Genomic DNA, 18,226 nt, shown 5'->3' with positions numbered 1-18,226 from the left:
AGTAACTCCTTTTCATCAGGAGAGATCATGTTAATGATGACATGTCCTTCCAAAAATAAACGGGTAGATTGAAATTTCAAGTCAAAAGGTGGCTGACGATCGGCTGGGACGGACACTACTTGAGAAAAAATCCTTTTTTTTCCAAGAACACTTTCATCTGCGGCCGGATGATCCGGCTCATGAAGTCAGCCATCTGGCGGGTCCAGGTTTCATCCCTTAAGTTGTCGTTGCGGTTCAGGTAGTAATGATTGATCGTGCGATCGTAAGCCGCTAATGTTTGACGATCATGGGCATCCGGATAGCGGTCGGTGAACAGTACCGCCTCGACGGGCAAGCGGGGCTTGGGGGGCGGGTCGTGGGCCGGCCATCCCAGGCACATGCCGAACACGGGATAGGCCTGCTCGGGGATGGCCAAAAGATCGCACACCGTTTGCGGATCATTGCGGATGCCGCCGATAAAAACACCGCCCATCCCCAACGATTCAGCGGCCAGCAGCACGTTTTGGGCCAGAAGGGCCACGTCCACGGTGGCGGTGACAAACTGCTCGGCCCAGCCTTTTTCCATTTTTGCGCCGCGCTGCCGACAGACGCTTTCCAGACGGTTCAGATCGGCGCAAAAAACCAGAAAAACCGGCGCCCGTTCGACCCACACCTGGGGGCCGGCAAGGTGGGCAATGGTTTGCCGCGTGGATTGGTCTTTTACACAGATGACCGTGTAGGCCTGTACGAAATGAGACGTGGCCGCGCACTGGGCCGCTTCAACGATAGTCCTCAGGGTGTCATCGTCCACCGCCCGGTCGCTGAATTTGCGGATCGAACGGTGGGATCGCATCAAATCAATCATCGGATTCATGTCTCGCTCCCTTGCGGTATGGGTGTTTGGACCAGTGGCTGCGTCTCGCCCCTCAACCCTTTACCGGCGTTGTCATCCACACTGCGCAGATGCAGATCGCGCTGAGGAAAAGGGATCTCTATGTCGTTGGTGCGGAACCGGCGGTCGATTTCCTGGATCAACGTGCTCTGGATGAACCGGCGCTCGGCAAAATCGGCGATCCAGACGCGCAGTTGGAAATCCAGGGAACTATCGCCGAAATTGAGAAACAATACCACCGGGGGCGGTTCCTTGAGAACTTTTTCGCTTTGCCTGGCTACGTCCAGGAGCACCCGCATCACGGCCTCCACATCCGACCCATAGGCCACGCCAACGGGGATGATCAGCCGCATGCTGCGATCTTCCAAAGTCCAGTTGGTGACCTGGCTGGAGATCAGATCACCGTTGGGAACCACGATTTCGGCCCGGTCGAAGGTTTGCACGGTGGTGGCCCTTAGCCCGAGATTGGTCACCCGTCCCTGTTGGCCGTCGCCCAGCTGGATCACGTCGCCCACCTTGATGGGCCGTTCGAACAGCAGTATCAAACCGGACACAAAATTGTTGACGATGGCCTGCATGCCGAACCCAATCCCGACACCCAGTGCACCACCGATGATGGTGACGTTTTTCAGCTCAAACCCCATGGCGGACAGGGCGATGAGAAATCCCACCAGGATCAGGGCATAGTGCACCAGGCGCGTAATGGACAGGCGTGCACCGGTATCCATTTGACCGCGGCTGAGCACATTTTCCATGAGCAGACTTTGCACGGCCCAGGACACGGCAAAGGTTCCATAAAGAATCAGGCCGGCCGTCAGCACCAGGCCAACGGTGATCTCACGTCCCCCGACACCGATACCGAAACCGAAGACCGACTGAATCGCCTCGGTGGGAAAGGCATAGATTCTCCAGGCGACCAGAAGATGGGCCGCCACAAACGTCACGATGACAAAGTTGACGGCGATGATCAGGCGGGACAGGATAACATTGGCGTTGGTTCGTAAAAAATGCAGCCGGCCCATGGGAAAGAACTCGGCCGCCATTTCCAAGGCCATCCTGGCGACCCGGATCATGACCACCCCCATGAGCAGCAGGACGGCCGTGCGCAGGGAATTGTCCATGAGTTGAACGGCAAATCCGCTGAAGCCGATGATATCGGCCACGGCGATGACGGCAAAGGCCAGTACGATCAGCCGGATGCCCCATACCTGCCAGGGCGGTTTGTCGGTGGTTGTCGCCTGGCGTGCACGCCAGCCGAAGTAGATGATGCCGGCCACGGTCCAGACGAGAAGAAACAGCCGCATCAGGGCCAATGGAATACTCAAGAACAGAAGAATCTGAAACACAACCACGACGACCACCAATATGGTGATGGCCCGCTTGACCCAAGCGTCTTGTACCAGGGCCGTTACCATTCGGCCCGTGGCGATACAGGCCAGCACCGCTATCAGCATGCGCCAGGCTTCCGGCTGGGGGGTGTAAAAGAAAGACAGGGTAAAAATGGAGATAAACAGGGACGCCGAAAATGGTCGCTTGCCGAGAAAACGGCGGTTGGCCTGGCCGAGCAATAACGGTCGGTGGCGGCGGATCAGGGAGAAAAGCGCCACGAAGGTAAAAACCTGAAGGCCGACAACCCATCCCTTGGAAGCAAAGAAGGCAGCTTCGGGCAACTGCATGGCGCCAATCATTTTTTCAGGCTCGTGCGTCAACTCGATCAGTTGCCTCAAGTAATCAAGGGAGAAGATGGTTGACGTGCCGCTGCGCAGGGTGCCGCCACGCTGCTTGACCATGATGGAATCGATTTGGCTGATCAACCCGCCCACCCTGGCTTCGGTTTCCCCGGCCTGTTGCTGGACCAGCAGCATGGGCTCCAGCTTTCGGCCAATGAGATCCAATGCCTGGTTGATGTTTCCGTCAGCGCTATCCAGGGCGTCGGCAATGCTTTTCAGGGCCGGGTCGGCGTCAAGGGAGGCACGCCAGGTTTGCCAGCGCTGCTTTTTGGTAATCCAGTTTTTGCGCCACTCCTCGACGCGCTGAATGCGCTTGGTCAGGGTTTCCACCACACGCTCCACAGCCACGGCCTCCGTGCGGACCTCGCTTTTAAGCGATGCCAACAGCTGGTAGCTTTGCAGGTCATCGGCGTTGATGGCGTCCAATCGTTTTTGGAATTGATCGCTTTGGGTTTTGGCCCGCTTCAGTCGGTCAGCCATTTGATCCAGACTGTCGACCTCCTCCAGCTTTCGTTTCAGCATGTCTAATTGCTGGCCCAGTGTCCCGGATTTATAAACCACGTCGGCCAGGCTGACGGCACCGCTTGCCGGTGTGTCCCGAGGGGAGGATGCGGGTGAGGAATTCTCTTCGCAATGGGCAGGTCCGACATAGGAGAAAAGGATCAGGATGGCGAGCAGCCACCCCCATCGGCGAGGGATCAATCTGCGCTTGGATAAATGCATGAATCGATCTTCCTGATTATGGATTGAATGTCCTTTTGGGTGTAGCGATTATAAAACCATAGACCTCGGGAATCAACACGCGTGAGAAAGACCGGGATGACTAGGCCGCCTGAGCTGGTCGCCGCTCCAGTATTTTACGGACAGCCGCGATGCTGCCGGCACCCAGCAGTTTCCGGGAATGCTCACGGCAATGATCGACGCTCAAGCCCGCGATCAGCTTGTGCAATCCGGGCATGAACTGGGGGTCGACGCTCAGCCGGTGGATGCCGATGCCGATCAAAAAAGGCAGCATGGCCACATCGTGTCCCAATTCCCCGCAAATACTGATCGGTTTTTCATGCTCGCCTGCAATTCGAACGACTTTGTCAAGGGCCCGCAGCACGGCCGGATGCTCGGGGCGATAATACTCGGCCACATGTTTGTTACTGCGGTCCACACCCAGCATGTACTGTACAAAATCATTAGTCCCGATGGCAAAAAAATCGGCCTCGGCGGCAAATTCGGCCATGGTGTCCACCACCGAGGGAAGTTCCACCATCATACCGATGGACGGATGGTCATGATGCTCCAGTCCGTCGGCCTTGAGCCGGTTCAGGCAATCGGTGACCACCTGGCGGGCCTTAAGAAAATCGTCAAGGGAAGAGATCAAGGGGAACATGATTCCCAGTGATTGGCATCCGGCGGCGGCCCGCAGGATCGCGCGAATCTGTGCCTCGAAGATATCCGGGTAGGCCAGTGAAAAACGAATGGAGCGCAGCCCCAATTCGGGATTGAGATCGGTTGGGGCGTCGGTATAGGCCAGGGTTTTTTCGCCGCCGATATCCAGGGTCCGGAACACCACTGGTTTGTCGGCCATGGCGTGGACCACCTGGCGATAGACTATGTATTGCTCGGTTTCCGAGGGAAACGACGGGCGAATCATAAAGGGAAATTCGGTGCGGTAGAGACCGATTCCGGCCGCGCCCATCTCCCGGGCCAAGGGCAATTCAGCCAACAGATTGATGTTGGCCAGCAGTTCAACCGGTGTGCCGTCCATGGTCCGCGCCAGCCCCGCCTGAATGGGGGCGTGTTGGGTCGTTACCTGGATGCGGGCCTGGTTGCGGGCTTCAAAGCGATCGATGATATCCGCCGACGGCTCCACATAAACATTGCCCACTTCACCATCGATGAGAATGGGGGTCCCTTCGGACAAATGCATGAGATCCGGACACTGTACCACCACCAACGGGATTTTGAGTGAACGGGCGATGATGGACACATGGGAGGTGACGCCGCCGCTTGAAAGGACGATGCCGGCCACTGCTTCGGCCGACAGCTTCAACAGTTCCGATGGGTAGAGCTCCTCGGCGACGACCACCCGGCCATTGCTCGCGGCGCTTTTGTCCGGTGTGAGCGGCGTCAGATTGCTGAGCAGACGGCCACCCAGGTCCTGGATATCAATGACTTTTTCCCGAATGTAATGGTGGGGACTGTCGGTAAACAGGTTGACGTAACGCCCCGTGACCTCCCGTACGGCCCGGGTGGCCGGCAGGCCGTTTTCAATCATTTCGGCCATCCGGTCGATGAATTTGGGATCCTTGAGCATCATGAAGTGGGCGGCAAAGATCAAAGAGGCGCTCTCCGGCAACTTTTCGGCACAGCGACGCTGCAGAATGTCCAATTGCTCCGCGGTCTGTGCGATGGCCCGGCGGAAATCGGCCATGTTTCCGTATTCTTCTTCCCGGGGCTCGGCGAGCAGACGAACATGGCCCTTGCGCCATATGGAGGCCTGTCCGAAGGCGTATCCGTCCGAGATCCGCTGGCCTTTGATAAACCCCAGATTGCACACCGGATTTTCGGGAATGCTGCACATGCGTTGCAGATCCATGAGCAACCGGGCATTTTCCAGTACGGCGGCCAGTTGGGCGCCCGTGGCCTTGAGGGCCGTCATATCCGTGGTATCAAAAAAATCAGCCTCGGTATGCTGCACCACCAGTACGCCGATTTTGACCACCCCTTTCTTGATGGGAACGGCCAAAAAGGATTCGTATTTCAGTTCATCGGTTTCCGGGAAATACCGAAACCGCGGGTTTTTGCTGGCATGCCCCTCGCAAACCGGCTGGCTGCTGGCCATGACCGTTCCCACCAACCCTTCACCAGAGCCCATACGTACGATTCCCACGGATTCGGGATTGAGTCCCACGGTCGCCTTGAGCACCAGCTCGTCAGTGGCTTCATCGTATAAATAGATGGAACATACCGGTGTGCCCAGATGGCTGGAAACCAGGAGCACGGTGCGGTAAAGAAAATTTTCGATATTTTCACTGCCCGTAACCAGAGCCGACAGGTCGCTCAGGTCACAAAGCATGTTTAACAGATCCTTGCGTGTTTTGTTCATTACTGCTTTGACCTTCTTATATAAAATATCGTGATATAATCGATTTACCCGGTTGTCGCTATTCTATGGGTGGGTACTACCTATATCCACAAATGCATCTATTGTGCCGCAAACATGTTGGAAAACCCTAAACCGTTTACAGTAAAGGGTCAATCGTATTTGCATAAATTATGGTCAATAACAAAAATGCGTTCATTTGGCTAAAATTGATACATTTTTGTAAAAAATTGCCTACGCATAATGATATATGCCTGGCATGACATACCGATAAATCATTGACGGTTTCCACTACAAATACGTATTTATTGGTTAATGTCTATCCGGATTTAGTCAAGTTGTGGCCATTGATGGATGGATACCCTTTAACGATCCTGCCCTAATCAACATTAACAAAGGAAAATACGGTGCCGACCATGACCCCTTCAGGCGATGTAGGCGACAAAACGCGCCACCGTTCTACCCCCGGCCTTTACGACCCGGCATTCGACCATGATGCCTGCGGTGTGGGGATGATCTGCGACATCCGCAATCGCAAAAGCCATGCGCTGATCGGTGATGCCCTGCAGATTCTGGTCAATCTGACTCACCGCGGTGCTTGCGGATGCGATGAGACCACCGGTGACGGTGCCGGGATTCTGATACAAATGCCCCATGAATTTTTGCGCATCGCGGCCCGCGAGGCATCGATTCAGTTGCCGGTGGCATCCGATTATGCGGCCGGTCTGGTTTTTCTGCCCCCCCATGCGGATCGGCGCCAGACGGCAGAACGCATTGTTGCTGACGCTGCCGGCCAGGTGGGGTTGAATGTGCTGGGCTGGCGCGATGTACCGGTGCACCCGGAGGCCATCGGAGACCTGGCCCGCCGGGTGATGCCGATGATTCGTATGGTTTTTGTTGGCAAGAAAGCGCCGTGTGACCAGGCGGGGTTTGATTGGCGCCTGCTTCTGATGCGCAAAACCGCAGAGAATCAGGTGCGCGGCGACCTTGGCGAGGCTGATGACCTGTTTCATGTGGTCAGCCTCAGTTCCCGTACCCTGGTGTACAAGGGGATGCTGCTGGCCGACCAGATGACGCCGTTTTATCCGGATCTTGCCCATCCGGCCATGGCCAGCGCCCTGGCCCTGGTTCACCAGCGTTACAGTACCAATACGCTGCCCTCCTGGGACCTGGCCCAGCCCTTTCGCTATCTGTGCCATAACGGAGAAATCAATACCGTCAAAGGCAACCGCAACTGGATGCAGGCCAGGGCGCCGCTGTTCAGTGATCCGGCGGGTGACAAACCAGTCGCTGCCCTGAACCCGGTCTGCACCCCGGGTGCAAGCGATTCGGCTTCCCTGGACAATGCCCTGGAACTGCTGCTTGCCACCGGCCGCCCCCTGGCCCAGTGCATGATGATGCTGATCCCCGAGGCATGGCAGCACCACCCGACCATGAGCCGGGCCAAGCGTGATTTTTACGCGTATCACGGCTGTCTGATGGAACCCTGGGATGGCCCGGCGGCGATTCCCTTTACCGACGGCATTCAGGTCGGGGCGGTGCTGGATCGCAACGGCCTGCGTCCCAGCCGCTACACAGTGACCCGCGACGGCCGGGTGATTATGGCTTCGGAGACCGGCGTGCTGCCGGTGGATCCGGCCAATGTGGCTCACAAGGGGCGCCTGGAACCGGGCCGCATGTTTCTGGTGGATCTTGAACACCGCCGCATTATCCATGATGATGAAATCAAACAGACCATGGCCACCCGCCAGCCTTACGGCCGCTGGCTGGAGCAGAACTTGCTGCACCTGAAGGATTTGCCGCCGGCCACACCTTCGCCCCTGCCCACCGGTGACCGCCTGCTGGTCGAGCAGCGGCGCTTCGGGTTTTCCGCCGAAGATCTCAAGCTGATTCTGCCACCCATGGCCGTAGGCGGCGCAGAGCCCACCGGTTCCATGGGCGATGACATCCCGCTTGCCGTGCTTTCCCGGCGTTCGCGTCTGCTTTACGATTACTTCCGCCAGCTGTTCGCCCAGGTGACCAACCCGCCCCTGGATGCCATCCGGGAAAAATTGGTGACCTCGCTGGCCGCTCCCATCGGCCGGGAGCAGAACCTGTTTGCCGAGACACCGCTGCACTGCCGCCAGCTGATGCTGCCGCAGCCCATTTTAACCCCCGAAGACCTGGATGCGATTCGGCAGTCCGATCACGAGGATCTGCAATCCGCCCAGCTGTCCATGTGCTGGCCCGTGGCGCGCGGTGGGGCCGGTCTGGAAGAGGCGATTTCATCCCTGTGCCAGTATGCGGTCTACCAGGTGGAGGCCGGTGCCCGCCTGCTGATTCTTTCCGACCGGCAGACACCAGACGGCCAGGCTCCCATACCGGCGCTGCTGGCCACTGCCGCCGTGCATCATCACCTGATCAAGACCGGTATGCGCGCTAGGTGCGGACTGATCGTCGAGACCGGTGAAGCAAGGGAGATCCATCATTTCTGCTGCCTTATCGGTTACGGCGCCGGTGCGGTGGTGCCCTGGCTGGCCATGGCCACCGTGGACAGCCTGGCCGCACAGGACCGGCTGGACGGCGTTGACGCCAAAACCGCTCGCGAGCGATATGTCGCCGCCGTGGACAAAGGCATTCTTAAAGTCCTGTCCAAGATGGGCATCTCCACCCTGCAAAGCTACAAAGGCGCCCAGATATTCGAGTGCGTGGGCCTGAACCGGTCCATTGTGGACCGCTGGTTCACCGGTACACCGTCGCGTATCGGGGGCCTGGATGAAAAGGCCCTGGCCCGGGAGATCGGGATTCGCTGCGGTGCGGTGGATCGGCCCGTCGACGCACCGGCGGACAGTCTTCTGGATCCGGGCGGACGCTACAAGTGGCGCCGGGATGGAGAGGTGCACCAGTATAACCCGACCACCATCCCCGCCCTGCAGCAGGCCGTGCGCCAGGATGACGCCGCGGCATGGCGCACGTTCAGTGATGCAGTGCTGGCCATGAACCGGCAGGAGGGGTTGATCCGCGGCCTGTTTGATTTCGAGCCGGCCGCCCCCCCCCTTCCCATTGACACGGTGGAGCCCTGGACCGAGATCGTCAAGCGGTTCAAGACCGGGGCCATGTCCTATGGCTCCATCAGCAAGGAGGCCCATGAAACCCAGGCCATCGCCATGAACCGTATCGGCGGAAGGAGCAACAGCGGGGAGGGGGGCGAGGATGCGGACCGGTTTGTCCGTGATGCCAACGGCGACTGGCGCAACAGCGCCATCAAGCAGATCGCCTCGGGCCGGTTCGGTGTGACCATCACCTATCTGGCCAGCGCCGTGGAACTGCAGATCAAGATGGCCCAGGGCGCCAAACCCGGTGAGGGCGGGCAACTGCCCGGCGAAAAAGTCTATCCCTGGATTGCCAGGACCCGTCACAGCACCCCTTATGTGGGGTTGATTTCACCGCCGCCGCACCACGACATCTACTCTATCGAGGATCTGGCCCAGCTGATCTATGATCTCAAGTGCGCCAACCCCCATGCGCGCATCAATGTCAAGCTGGTTTCCGAGGTGGGCGTGGGCACCGTGGCCGCCGGCGTGGCCAAGGCCGGTGCCGACGTGATTCTGATCAGCGGCGAAGTGGGCGGCACCGGCGCCTCACCGCTGACCTCCATTCGTTACGGCGGACTGCCCTGGGAACTGGGCCTTTCTGAAACCCAGCAGACCTTGATCCACAACGGCTTGCGCGACCGGGTGGTGCTGGAATGTGACGGCCAGCTCAAAACCGCCCATGACGTGGCCGTGGCCTGTCTGTTGGGCGCCCAGGAATTTGGCTTTGGCACCATCAGCCTGGTAGCCCTGGGCTGCATCATGATGCGGGTCTGTCACCTCAACACCTGCCCGGTGGGTATTGCCACCCAGGATCCGGAATTGAGAAAAAAATTCGCCGGCAAGCCCGAATACCTGGTGCGGTTGATGCGCTTTGTGGCCGAGGATTTGCGCGCCATCATGGCCCGACTGGGATTTCGCAGCATCGCGGACATGGCTGGCCGGGTCGACCGGCTCAAGGCCGGCCCGGCTCTGGATCATTGGAAGGCCCGCGGTCTGGATCTGTCGCCCATTTTATACCAGCCGAAGCCGGCGCCCCATATTGAGGCCTTCTGCATTCCCAAGGCTGATTTAACCATTGCCGATGATTCTCCCGATGCCGACCTGATCCGGCAGGCCACCCCGGCCCTTGAACGGCGCCAGGCCGTGAAGATCGATCTGACGCTTTCCAATGTCCAGCGCACGGTGGGCACCCGGCTCAGCTACCAGATCGCCAAGCGGCATGGCGAAAAGGGTCTACCCGACGCTACGATTCAGATCGAGGCCACCGGCAGTGCCGGACAAAGCTTTTTTGCCTTTGGCGCCCCGGGCATTGCGGTACGCGTTACCGGCGATGCCAACGACTACTTCGGCAAAGGGCTTTGCGGTGCCCGGCTGGCTGTCCGGCCGCCGCAGACGGCAACCTTTGTGGCCGAGGAGAATATCATTATCGGTAATGTGGCGCTGTATGGGGCAACGTCCGGCCGCGCTTTTATCCGTGGTCGGGCCGGGGAGCGGTTTGGCGTGCGCAACAGTGGCGCCTGGGCTGTGGTGGAAGGGGTCGGCGATCACGGTTGCGAGTACATGACCGGTGGCTGCGTGGTGGTGCTGGGCCCCACGGGACGTAACTTTGCCGCGGGCATGAGCGGCGGCATCGCCTATGTGCTGGAAGATGAAACCGACCAGTTCAAACGGTTCAACTGCAACCGTGAATCGGTGGATTTGGATCCTGTGAGCGCAGACGATGAAGCCGAGTTGGTGGGGCTGATCGAGGAACACCTCTCGCTTACCGGCAGTGCCGTGGCTGGATCGCTTCTTGAAAACCGGCTGACGATCCGGTCCCGTTTCGTCAAGGTCATGCCCAAGGAGTATAAGACGGCGCTGGCTCGGTTGGATGGGGAATGAAAGGGTAGAGGTCGGAAGTCAGAGGTCAGAGGGCGGATTAGTGTTAAGTTAAAAGTGTTAAGTGTTAAGAGAAGGAATGCTAACGATTTGGATATAAGATAGATCCGATCCACTACTTAACACTTAACACTTCACACTTAACACTATTTCAAAAAAGTCTTATGAATCGTTTGCGCTTTAAAACTTGAGCTTTGTAAATAACCGTAAACGTATATATTGATAAAAGAGGACCGAAAAGATGGGCAAACCCACAGGATTCATGGAGCACGACCGGCAGCTGCCCGAAAAACGACCGGCGACAGAAAGGATCAAGGATTTCAAGGAAATCTATCAGCCCTTTCCCGAGGCGAGCTTGTGTGAGCAGGCGGCCCGCTGCATGGACTGCGGGGTGCCCACCTGCCATGCCGGCTGCCCCTTGGGCAATCGCATTCCGGACTGGAACGACGAGGTCTACCATGGACGCTGGGAAGCGGCTTTCAAGCAGCTTTCGGCCACCAACAATTTTTCCGAGTTTACCGGCCGTCTCTGCCCGGCGCCTTGTGAGGAGGCCTGTGTGCTCTCCATCAATGCCCCGGCGGTGACCATCGAGCAGATTGAGAAGACCATTATTGAAAAGGCGTTTGCCAACGGGTGGGTGAAGCCCCGGCCACCGGCCCGGCGCACGGGAAAAACAGTGGCCGTGGTCGGTTCCGGCCCCTCGGGCCTGGCTTGCGCTGCACAGCTCAACACCGCCGGCCATACGGTGACCGTGTTCGAGCGTGATCAGCGGCCGGGTGGGCTTCTGCGCTACGGCATTCCGGATTTCAAGCTGGAAAAATCGGTTTTGGACCGGCGCCTTGCCATCATGCGCCAGGAGGGGATTGTTTTCACTACCGGCGTTCAGGTTGGGGACCAGGTCAGCGGCGACTCCCTGTGCAAGGATTTCGACGCCGTGGTATTGTGCACGGGCAGCACCCGTCCACGCGATCTGCCGATTCCGGGACGCGATCTGCCGGGCGTTCATTATGCCATGGACTTTCTCACCGGCCAGAACCGCGTGATTGCCGGTGACGCAAAAGAAATAGCCATCAGCGCCGCCGGCAAGAACGTGATTGTCATCGGCGGCGGTGACACGGGCAGTGACTGCATTGGCACCAGCCATCGCCAGGGGGCGGTGTCGGTGGTCAATTTCGAGCTGTTGCCCCAGCCGAGTGAAGAACGACCGGAAAGTCAGCCCTGGCCCTATTGGCCCATGCGGCTGCGTACCAGCAGCAGCCATGAAGAGGGCGGCACCCGCCACTGGAATATCCTTACCAAACGGTTCATCGGCGAAAAGGGAAGGGTTACGGCCCTTGAAACCGTGTCGGTGGCGTGGACCTATGAAAACGGCCGGCCCGTTCGTTTCGCCGAGATTCCCGGCTCCGAGAAAGTCTGGCCGGCCGACCTGGTGCTGCTGGCCCTGGGATTTGTCGGTCCTGAATCCGACACGGTGGTGGCCCAACTGGATTTGAAACTGGACGAGCGCGGCAATCTTTCTACCGACGCGCATTGGATGACATCCAAATCCGGTGTGTTTGCCGCCGGTGATGCCCGCCGTGGCCAGAGTCTGGTCGTCTGGGCCATTTCCGAGGGCCGCGAAACCGCCCGGCATGTGGATTTGTTTCTCATGGGAAAAAGCGACCTGCCGGAAAAACCGTGTTGTGACCTGCCGCGGGTGTAACGCAACGCTGGGCAGGAGCACGACGAATTACCTAAACCTGCTTCATTTGGCATTTCCCCACTTTCGGGAACAGCCGGCTTTTGATTTTACTTGCGCCTGCCCTGGGCCGGACGCATCCGGTCATTGACACCATTGCAGATATATGCCACTGTAATTTCAAGAAATGGGACAATGAATAGCCCTCTTGGTGTGCCAGACAGATGCATTTCGTGTTCTACCGGTTCCCATTTTATCCACAATGTGTAAGCGGCCGCGACTGTTCCGTATGTCAGACGACGTTCCACCTCCCACCCTCCCCGTCAAGCGCTTTCGCCGCGAACCACCCGTTGATGTTTGATAAATGAACAACGCGCCACGTCCCATCCATTCGGATATTCCCAGAGCTATATCGATGCCTATCTGAAAACCGGTCAGGCCAAGGTGATCGGCATGGGCCGTGAAGTGGTGGGACGGCGCAAGAACGGGACCTTTGTTCCCCTGGATCTGGCCGTCAGTGAAATCAAGATGTAAGGCCTGCATATTTTCACCGGTATGATCCGCGATATCTCTGCGGCCAAGGCGGCGGCGGTAAAGCTGAAAAACTACCAGACCAAGCTCGAACAGATGGTCGCCGACCGGACCCGTAAGCTGGAAGAAGCCCAGGCGGAACTGGTCACCAACGCCATGGAATCCGCCCGGGCGCAATTATCGGCCATGGTGCTGCATAACATCGGCAATGCCATCACCCCCGCCGGCGTACAAATCGAAAAATTAAAGTCCGCCCAACCCGCGCAATCCCTTGTGTATCTGGAAAAGTGCTATGCGGAGCTATCCGCCTATGCGCCGGATCTGTCCCGGTACGTGACGATAGATTCGCGTGGCCAACAGGTCTTCGCCACCATGGGCGCGCTGATCGATGAAATGGCTCAACGCACGGACCGTCAGCGTGAAGTTGTCGACAAGATCGGCCGTTCCCTGTCCTATGTCCCCGACACGCTGGCACTCCAGCAGGCCTACGCGTCAAGCGACAAGGAGATGAAAGAACTCGCCGATATCAACCTTTTAATCGAAGACGCCTTGCGCATGCAGATGGGCGTGCTGGAAAAAAGGGGCGTCCGGGTGATCCGCAATTTGAAAACAGGTCTGCCCAAACTCCTGATTGCCAAAAACCGGCTCATGCAGGTGCTGGTCAATGTGATCAAAAACAGCTACGAGGCCATCGACGCGCACAAGGACCATCCCGGCGAAGCGACCATTACCCTGGAAACGTTCGACGACGGCAAGCGCATCGGCTTTAGCATACAAGATTCCGGTATCGGTTTGACCGCCGATCAATTGGCGACGGTGTTTGAATTGGGACGAACCAGCAAAGGATCATCGGGTATCGGCCTCTATTATTGTAAAATATTCATCGATGCCAATAACGGCTGGCTGACGCTGACCAGTGACGGCATTGGCAAGGGCGCCACGCTGACCGCCAGCTTCCGTCATCCTTCGTTGCCGTCCACCCCACCGGTCGACAGTTCCAGCCAGCCTCCTGCCGGATAGGTTTAAGGGCGCAGGAAAAAAATAATTACTCCATCTTACTTGTCCTTGCGCCCGTCTACGGCGTTCCATCCACCGGTACAGATTCCAAATATGCACCGGCGGATGCGCCTTGTAGACGAGGCGCAAATCCGGCGCAATCTGGTGTAATTATTTTTTTCCTGCACCCTTATCGGTACCTGCCCCAACCAACATTGATGCTGCCACTTCTTTCCGGGCAATTCGTATTCAAAATACATTATCGAAAGTCTATTTTGTAGATAATACATTTTTGTATCTTTTTTGTAAGGTATTCACCGGTGTTGTTTGGGCAGACTTTCATTTGAGTAAATATTTTTTCATTGTAAATGCGGTGTTTCCCGCCGCTATCGAAAAATGCCGGAGCAAATGGAACACCTTTTGCTCATATTGTCATCAACGTGATTGCGAGGTGTGCGCTGGATGGCATGCTTCAGTAAAAATCAAAGAGCGACCATGGCGCTTTGGAAAGAAACGATCTTGGGCAATGTTGAGTTTCAACGATGGCTCGGCTGTTACATCAGAACTATCAAAGGAGATTGAAAATGAACGTTAAGCGGAACTGTTTATGGGTTTTTATGGTTGTTTTTCTCACCGCTGCCTGGGGAGGCTTTTTTCCGGTGGGTGCTGCCGAGCCGGCACCCGATGATGTGGCGCTGTCAGCCTTTCCGCCTGAGTTGTTCCAAGATAAGACCCAGGCGGAAATTGCCAAAGAATTACCGGTTTCCGGTGCCTACCGTGATGAAACCTCTCCCATTGAAGAAGAAATCGAGGTGGCGGTGGACGGCACCACAAAGAGCTACACGGTGCTGCGCTACCTGACCGACATCGAAATATTGCAATACCGTGGCGATGTACTCTGGACCTGCATCGCCGCTTTTCTGGTTTTCATCATGCAGGCCGGATTTGCCATGGTGGAGGCGGGTTTCACCCGTGCGAAAAACGCGGTCAATATCATGATGAAGAACATCATGGACTTTTGTATCGGTACCATCGCCTTTCTGGCCGTTGGTTTTCATCTCATGTTTGCCGGGCCTGACGAATCCCTGTTCTGGCTGGGCAACACCTCGGCCACCCAGTGGGGGTTTGCCTTCTGGCTGTTCCAGTGTGTGTTTGCCGCCACCACGGCCACCATCGTCTCCGGCGGGATGGCCGAACGCACCAAATTCACCGGTTATCTGGCATACAGCGTCGTGATCTGCGCCTTCATCTACCCGGTGTTCGGGGGTTGGGCCTGGGGCAGCCTGCTGGATGGCAATGGCTGGCTGGAAGGTGTGCTGGGCGTGGGGTTCTACGATTTTGCCGGCTCCACCGTGGTGCATTCCATTGGTGGCTGGATCGCCCTGGCCGGTGCCCTGGTCATCGGTCCGCGTATCGGCAAGTTTGCACCCGATGGAACCCCGCGGGCGATTCCCGGTCATAACCTGCCTTTCGCCGTCATTGGCGGCTTCATCCTGTGGCTGGGCTGGTTTGGTTTCAATCCGGGCAGCACGACAACCTTTGACGGCAACCTGGCCCGCATTGCGGTGATGACCAACATCGCCGGTGCCGCCGGTGGGATTGGCGCCATCATCGCCATCTGGATGTATATCGGGAAACCGGATGTGGGCATGACCGTCAACGGATTTCTGGCTGGCATGGTGGCCATCTGTACGGCCGTGGATGTGGTGACACCCACCGGTGCATTTATCATCGGTATCGTTGCCGGCGTACTGGTTGTGTTCAGCGTCATTTTCATCGAGCGAACCCTGAAGATCGATGATCCGGTCGGCTGTATTAGCGTGCATGGCGTCTGTGGGGCCTGGGGCACACTGGCCTATGCCTTTTTCGGCGTTGAAGCGTTCAGCATGAAGGTCCTGTTTGCTCAATTGATCGGTATCGGTGCGGGCTTTGTGTGGGCCTTCGGCACCGGCCTGGTGCTCTTTCTGGCTATCAAATACACCATCGGTTTGCGGGTAACCGAGAAAGAAGAAGAAGAAGGCCTCGACATTGGTGAGCACGGCGGAGCGGCCTACACGGCCTTTCCGCAACACAATATGGCGCCGTAAAGCCTGCTTCCGGCTGCTGCAGGCTTTGTAGGCAATCCACGTGGGCCGGGTCATTCTCTCCCCCGGCCCACGAACTCTTTTTGAGAACGAAGGATCCGGGTCAACCATTTGAATCAACCGGATTGTTGCATGCCGGAAGGGGGACGTATGGTTAATAATTTTCATCAGAATAAAATTATATTCTTTTAATGAGAAAATCCGGTGGGTGGCGATATAGATGTCCTCCATCGGGGAGAAAAAGGAGAAAAATCGGAAGACATGCAGGAGAATTGACGGCGTTTGGGTTACCTGTTAATTGAAAACATCGATTCTACAACGATTGAGCAAAACGCGTCAGCACAAGGGATACACAACCGACAGTGGGTGAGACGGGCAGCGCATGAAAAAGCGGAACAACCATTCAAATCGCTCCGGGCCAGACAATAAACTGGAAATTGCTATCGGCAGCCAGATCCGAAGTTTTCGCAAGAAAATGGACCTGACGATTGCCGAACTGGCAAGCCTGGCCAACCTGTCCATCGGCATGCTGTCCAAAATTGAAAATGGCAACGCCTCACCATCGCTGTCCACCTTGCAGTCCCTGTCGGATGCCCTGAACATTCCGGTGACCGCCTTTTTTCGAAAGTTCGAAGAACGGCGCAACGCCAGTTTTGTAAAGGCGGGCAAGGGGCTGGTCATCGAGCGGCGGGGCACCCGTGCCGGACATGAGTACCAGCTGCTCGGGCACAGTGTGGGCAAATCCATTTCCGTTGAACCGTATCTGATCACGCTGACCGTCGAATCGGAGGTTTTCCCATTGTTCCAGCATACAGGCATGGAGTTCATCTATATGTTGGAGGGAAAACTGCTCTATCTGCATGGTGACAAATCCTACATGCTGGAACCGGGGGACTCGCTCTTTTTTGATGCGGAAACCACCCACGGTCCCGAAGAGTTGATCCAACTGCCGATCAAATTCCTGTCCGTCATCGTTTCTCCTCGGTTTTCGGAGGTGTCGTAGGGGCAGGCCTGTGTGCCTGCCCTTTTAGGCCTGCGTGCCTGCCCGTGTTGGCATACGAAAAGGCCCCCGTGCCCGACCGTTTCGCCCAACCGACACCGAGCCCTTATTGAAACGGTTTTAAAAAATCCGTCTTAACCACTGCCCCCATGCGGGCCTGCCTATGGCGAACGCCGTTTGCCCACAGCGCCAATGGGGGATTTAGATCTCAATGCAAAGGAGTGCACCATGTGTGCAATTGCAGGACTTTTGTTCAAAAATGGAAAACGAAATTTAAACATGACCACGGGCCAGGCCCTGACCGCCATGCTGGACGCCACCTTGCATCGCGGTCCGGACTCGGCCGGCTGGGCCCTTTATCACGAGCCTATGGGCGATCTGCTGCACATGCGGTTTTTCATCTCCGACAATGGGTCCCGGGAAGAAGAAATTCGCTCTATCCGCGAGCGGTTGGCGGCGCAAAGTGTGGATATTCAAAAGGAGCAAACCCTTGGATGCACATATCAGGTGGTTGCCGCCTATGGTGGCAGCGTACTGGAACTGACCCGCGCCCTTGAAGGGGTAACCAAACTGGTCTCCATCGGAACCAGCCTGGATATCATCAAAGACGTGGGACAACCCATGGGGCTGTCCCAGAAATACGACATTGCGAAATTTGACGGCAACCACGGCATTGCCCACATCCGGTTGGCCACCGAATCCGGCGTTCATGCCGACACCTCGCATCCGTTCTGGGCCTGCGGGTTTCCCGACGTGGCTACGGTGCACAATGGACAGATCACCAACTACTGGATCATGCGCCGCCGCCTGGAGAGAAAAGGGATGCATTTCCAGACCGAGAATGACACCGAGTTGATCGCCGTGTATCTGGCCTACCAGATGAGCCGCAGTATCTCTCTGGAAGAATCTTTGGCCAGCAGTCTGGAAGACCTGGACGGGACCTTTTCTTACCTGGTGGCCACCCAAAACGCCATTGGCTACGCCAAGGACAAGCTGGCCGCCAAGCCCATGGTTAAATACGAAGATGAGGACTTGATTGCCATCTCATCGGAAGAAGTCGGGCTTAACCGGCTTTTTCCGGGAAAAGCATTGGAGACGAGCGAGCCGGCGCCGTTGACCTATGGACTCTGGACCCGAAACTAAGTGCCCATCCATAAATGGCCAATTGGCTCGATATCGGCGTTATACGAAAAATTTTATCCTCGGAATATCAACCATATGCCTGTGGTAAAATTTTTCGAAAGCCTTGATCTCGACCCAATTGCCCGATTTCTGGACGGACACTTC

Annotated in this window: 10 protein-coding genes; 7 read left to right on the top strand and 3 right to left on the bottom strand. The window is 57.0% G+C overall.

Features of this window, described 5'->3' with window-relative positions:
* Nucleotides 1-115: 115 nt before the first annotated feature.
* The 3 genes from nfsA to ptsP form a co-directional block, all read right to left on the bottom strand.
* On the bottom strand, nucleotides 116-853 hold the full coding sequence (nfsA, locus tag Dvar_RS40850) for an oxygen-insensitive NADPH nitroreductase (protein ID WP_419659211.1): 738 nt from the start codon (nucleotides 851-853) through the stop codon (nucleotides 116-118).
* The gene (locus Dvar_RS40845; RefSeq protein WP_419659210.1) at nucleotides 850-3,324 is read right to left on the bottom strand and encodes a mechanosensitive ion channel domain-containing protein; all 2,475 of its coding nucleotides are present in this window, start codon (nucleotides 3,322-3,324) and stop codon (nucleotides 850-852) included. Before Dvar_RS40845 ends, nfsA begins: the two co-directional genes overlap by 4 nt.
* A gap of 100 nt (nucleotides 3,325-3,424) precedes the next feature.
* Nucleotides 3,425-5,701 carry a phosphoenolpyruvate--protein phosphotransferase gene (ptsP, locus tag Dvar_RS40840; protein ID WP_419659209.1) on the bottom strand — a complete coding sequence of 759 codons (2,277 nt, stop codon included), beginning with the start codon at nucleotides 5,699-5,701 and terminating at the stop codon, nucleotides 3,425-3,427.
* Nucleotides 5,702-6,114: 413 nt separating this feature from the next.
* On the opposite strand from ptsP, the gene gltB reads away from it, so the two are divergent.
* The 7 genes from gltB (at nucleotide 6,115) to Dvar_RS40805 (ending at nucleotide 18,082) form a co-directional block, all read left to right on the top strand.
* Nucleotides 6,115-10,653 carry a glutamate synthase large subunit gene (gene gltB, locus Dvar_RS40835; protein ID WP_419664234.1) on the top strand — a complete coding sequence of 1,513 codons (4,539 nt, stop codon included), beginning with the start codon at nucleotides 6,115-6,117 and terminating at the stop codon, nucleotides 10,651-10,653.
* Nucleotides 10,654-10,891: 238 nt separating this feature from the next.
* Nucleotides 10,892-12,352, top strand: a complete 1,461-nt coding sequence (locus Dvar_RS40830) for a glutamate synthase subunit beta (RefSeq protein ID WP_419659208.1) — start codon at nucleotides 10,892-10,894, stop codon at nucleotides 12,350-12,352.
* 333 nt (nucleotides 12,353-12,685) lie between these two features.
* Complete coding sequence (locus Dvar_RS40825; protein WP_419659207.1) at nucleotides 12,686-12,862, top strand: hypothetical protein; 177 nt, start codon at nucleotides 12,686-12,688, stop codon at nucleotides 12,860-12,862.
* Between the two features lie 21 nt (nucleotides 12,863-12,883).
* Entirely contained in the window at nucleotides 12,884-13,879 is a 996-nt protein-coding gene (locus Dvar_RS40820) for a sensor histidine kinase (RefSeq protein ID WP_419659206.1), read from the top strand.
* Between the two features lie 560 nt (nucleotides 13,880-14,439).
* Entirely contained in the window at nucleotides 14,440-15,942 is a 1,503-nt protein-coding gene (locus tag Dvar_RS40815) for an ammonium transporter (protein WP_419659205.1), read from the top strand.
* 379 nt (nucleotides 15,943-16,321) lie between these two features.
* The gene (locus Dvar_RS40810; RefSeq protein ID WP_419659204.1) at nucleotides 16,322-16,942 is read left to right on the top strand and encodes a helix-turn-helix domain-containing protein; all 621 of its coding nucleotides are present in this window, start codon (nucleotides 16,322-16,324) and stop codon (nucleotides 16,940-16,942) included.
* A 225-nt stretch (nucleotides 16,943-17,167) separates the two neighbouring features.
* Entirely contained in the window at nucleotides 17,168-18,082 is a 915-nt protein-coding gene (locus tag Dvar_RS40805) for an amidophosphoribosyltransferase (RefSeq protein WP_419659203.1), read from the top strand.
* The last annotated feature ends 144 nt before the right edge of the window (nucleotides 18,083-18,226 follow it).

This window comes from Desulfosarcina variabilis str. Montpellier, from assembly GCF_048565275.1.
Classification (GTDB): Bacteria; Desulfobacterota; Desulfobacteria; order Desulfobacterales; family Desulfosarcinaceae; genus Desulfosarcina; species Desulfosarcina variabilis.
The sequence above is the reverse complement of the archived record's forward strand: the minus strand, read 5'-3'. Positions and strand labels throughout refer to the sequence as shown.

Coding starts and splice junctions, on each gene's coding strand:
- nfsA (WP_419659211.1), bottom strand. CDS start 853: ATGAATCCGATGATTGATTTGATGCGATCCCACCGTTCGATCCGCAAA.
- Dvar_RS40845 (WP_419659210.1), bottom strand. CDS start 3,324: ATGCATTTATCCAAGCGCAGATTGATCCCTCGCCGATGGGGGTGGCTG.
- ptsP (WP_419659209.1), bottom strand. CDS start 5,701: ATGAACAAAACACGCAAGGATCTGTTAAACATGCTTTGTGACCTGAGC.
- gltB (WP_419664234.1), top strand. CDS start 6,115: ATGACCCCTTCAGGCGATGTAGGCGACAAAACGCGCCACCGTTCTACC.
- Dvar_RS40830 (WP_419659208.1), top strand. CDS start 10,892: ATGGGCAAACCCACAGGATTCATGGAGCACGACCGGCAGCTGCCCGAA.
- Dvar_RS40820 (WP_419659206.1), top strand. CDS start 12,884: ATGATCCGCGATATCTCTGCGGCCAAGGCGGCGGCGGTAAAGCTGAAA.
- Dvar_RS40815 (WP_419659205.1), top strand. CDS start 14,440: ATGAACGTTAAGCGGAACTGTTTATGGGTTTTTATGGTTGTTTTTCTC.
- Dvar_RS40810 (WP_419659204.1), top strand. CDS start 16,322: ATGAAAAAGCGGAACAACCATTCAAATCGCTCCGGGCCAGACAATAAA.
- Dvar_RS40805 (WP_419659203.1), top strand. CDS start 17,168: ATGTGTGCAATTGCAGGACTTTTGTTCAAAAATGGAAAACGAAATTTA.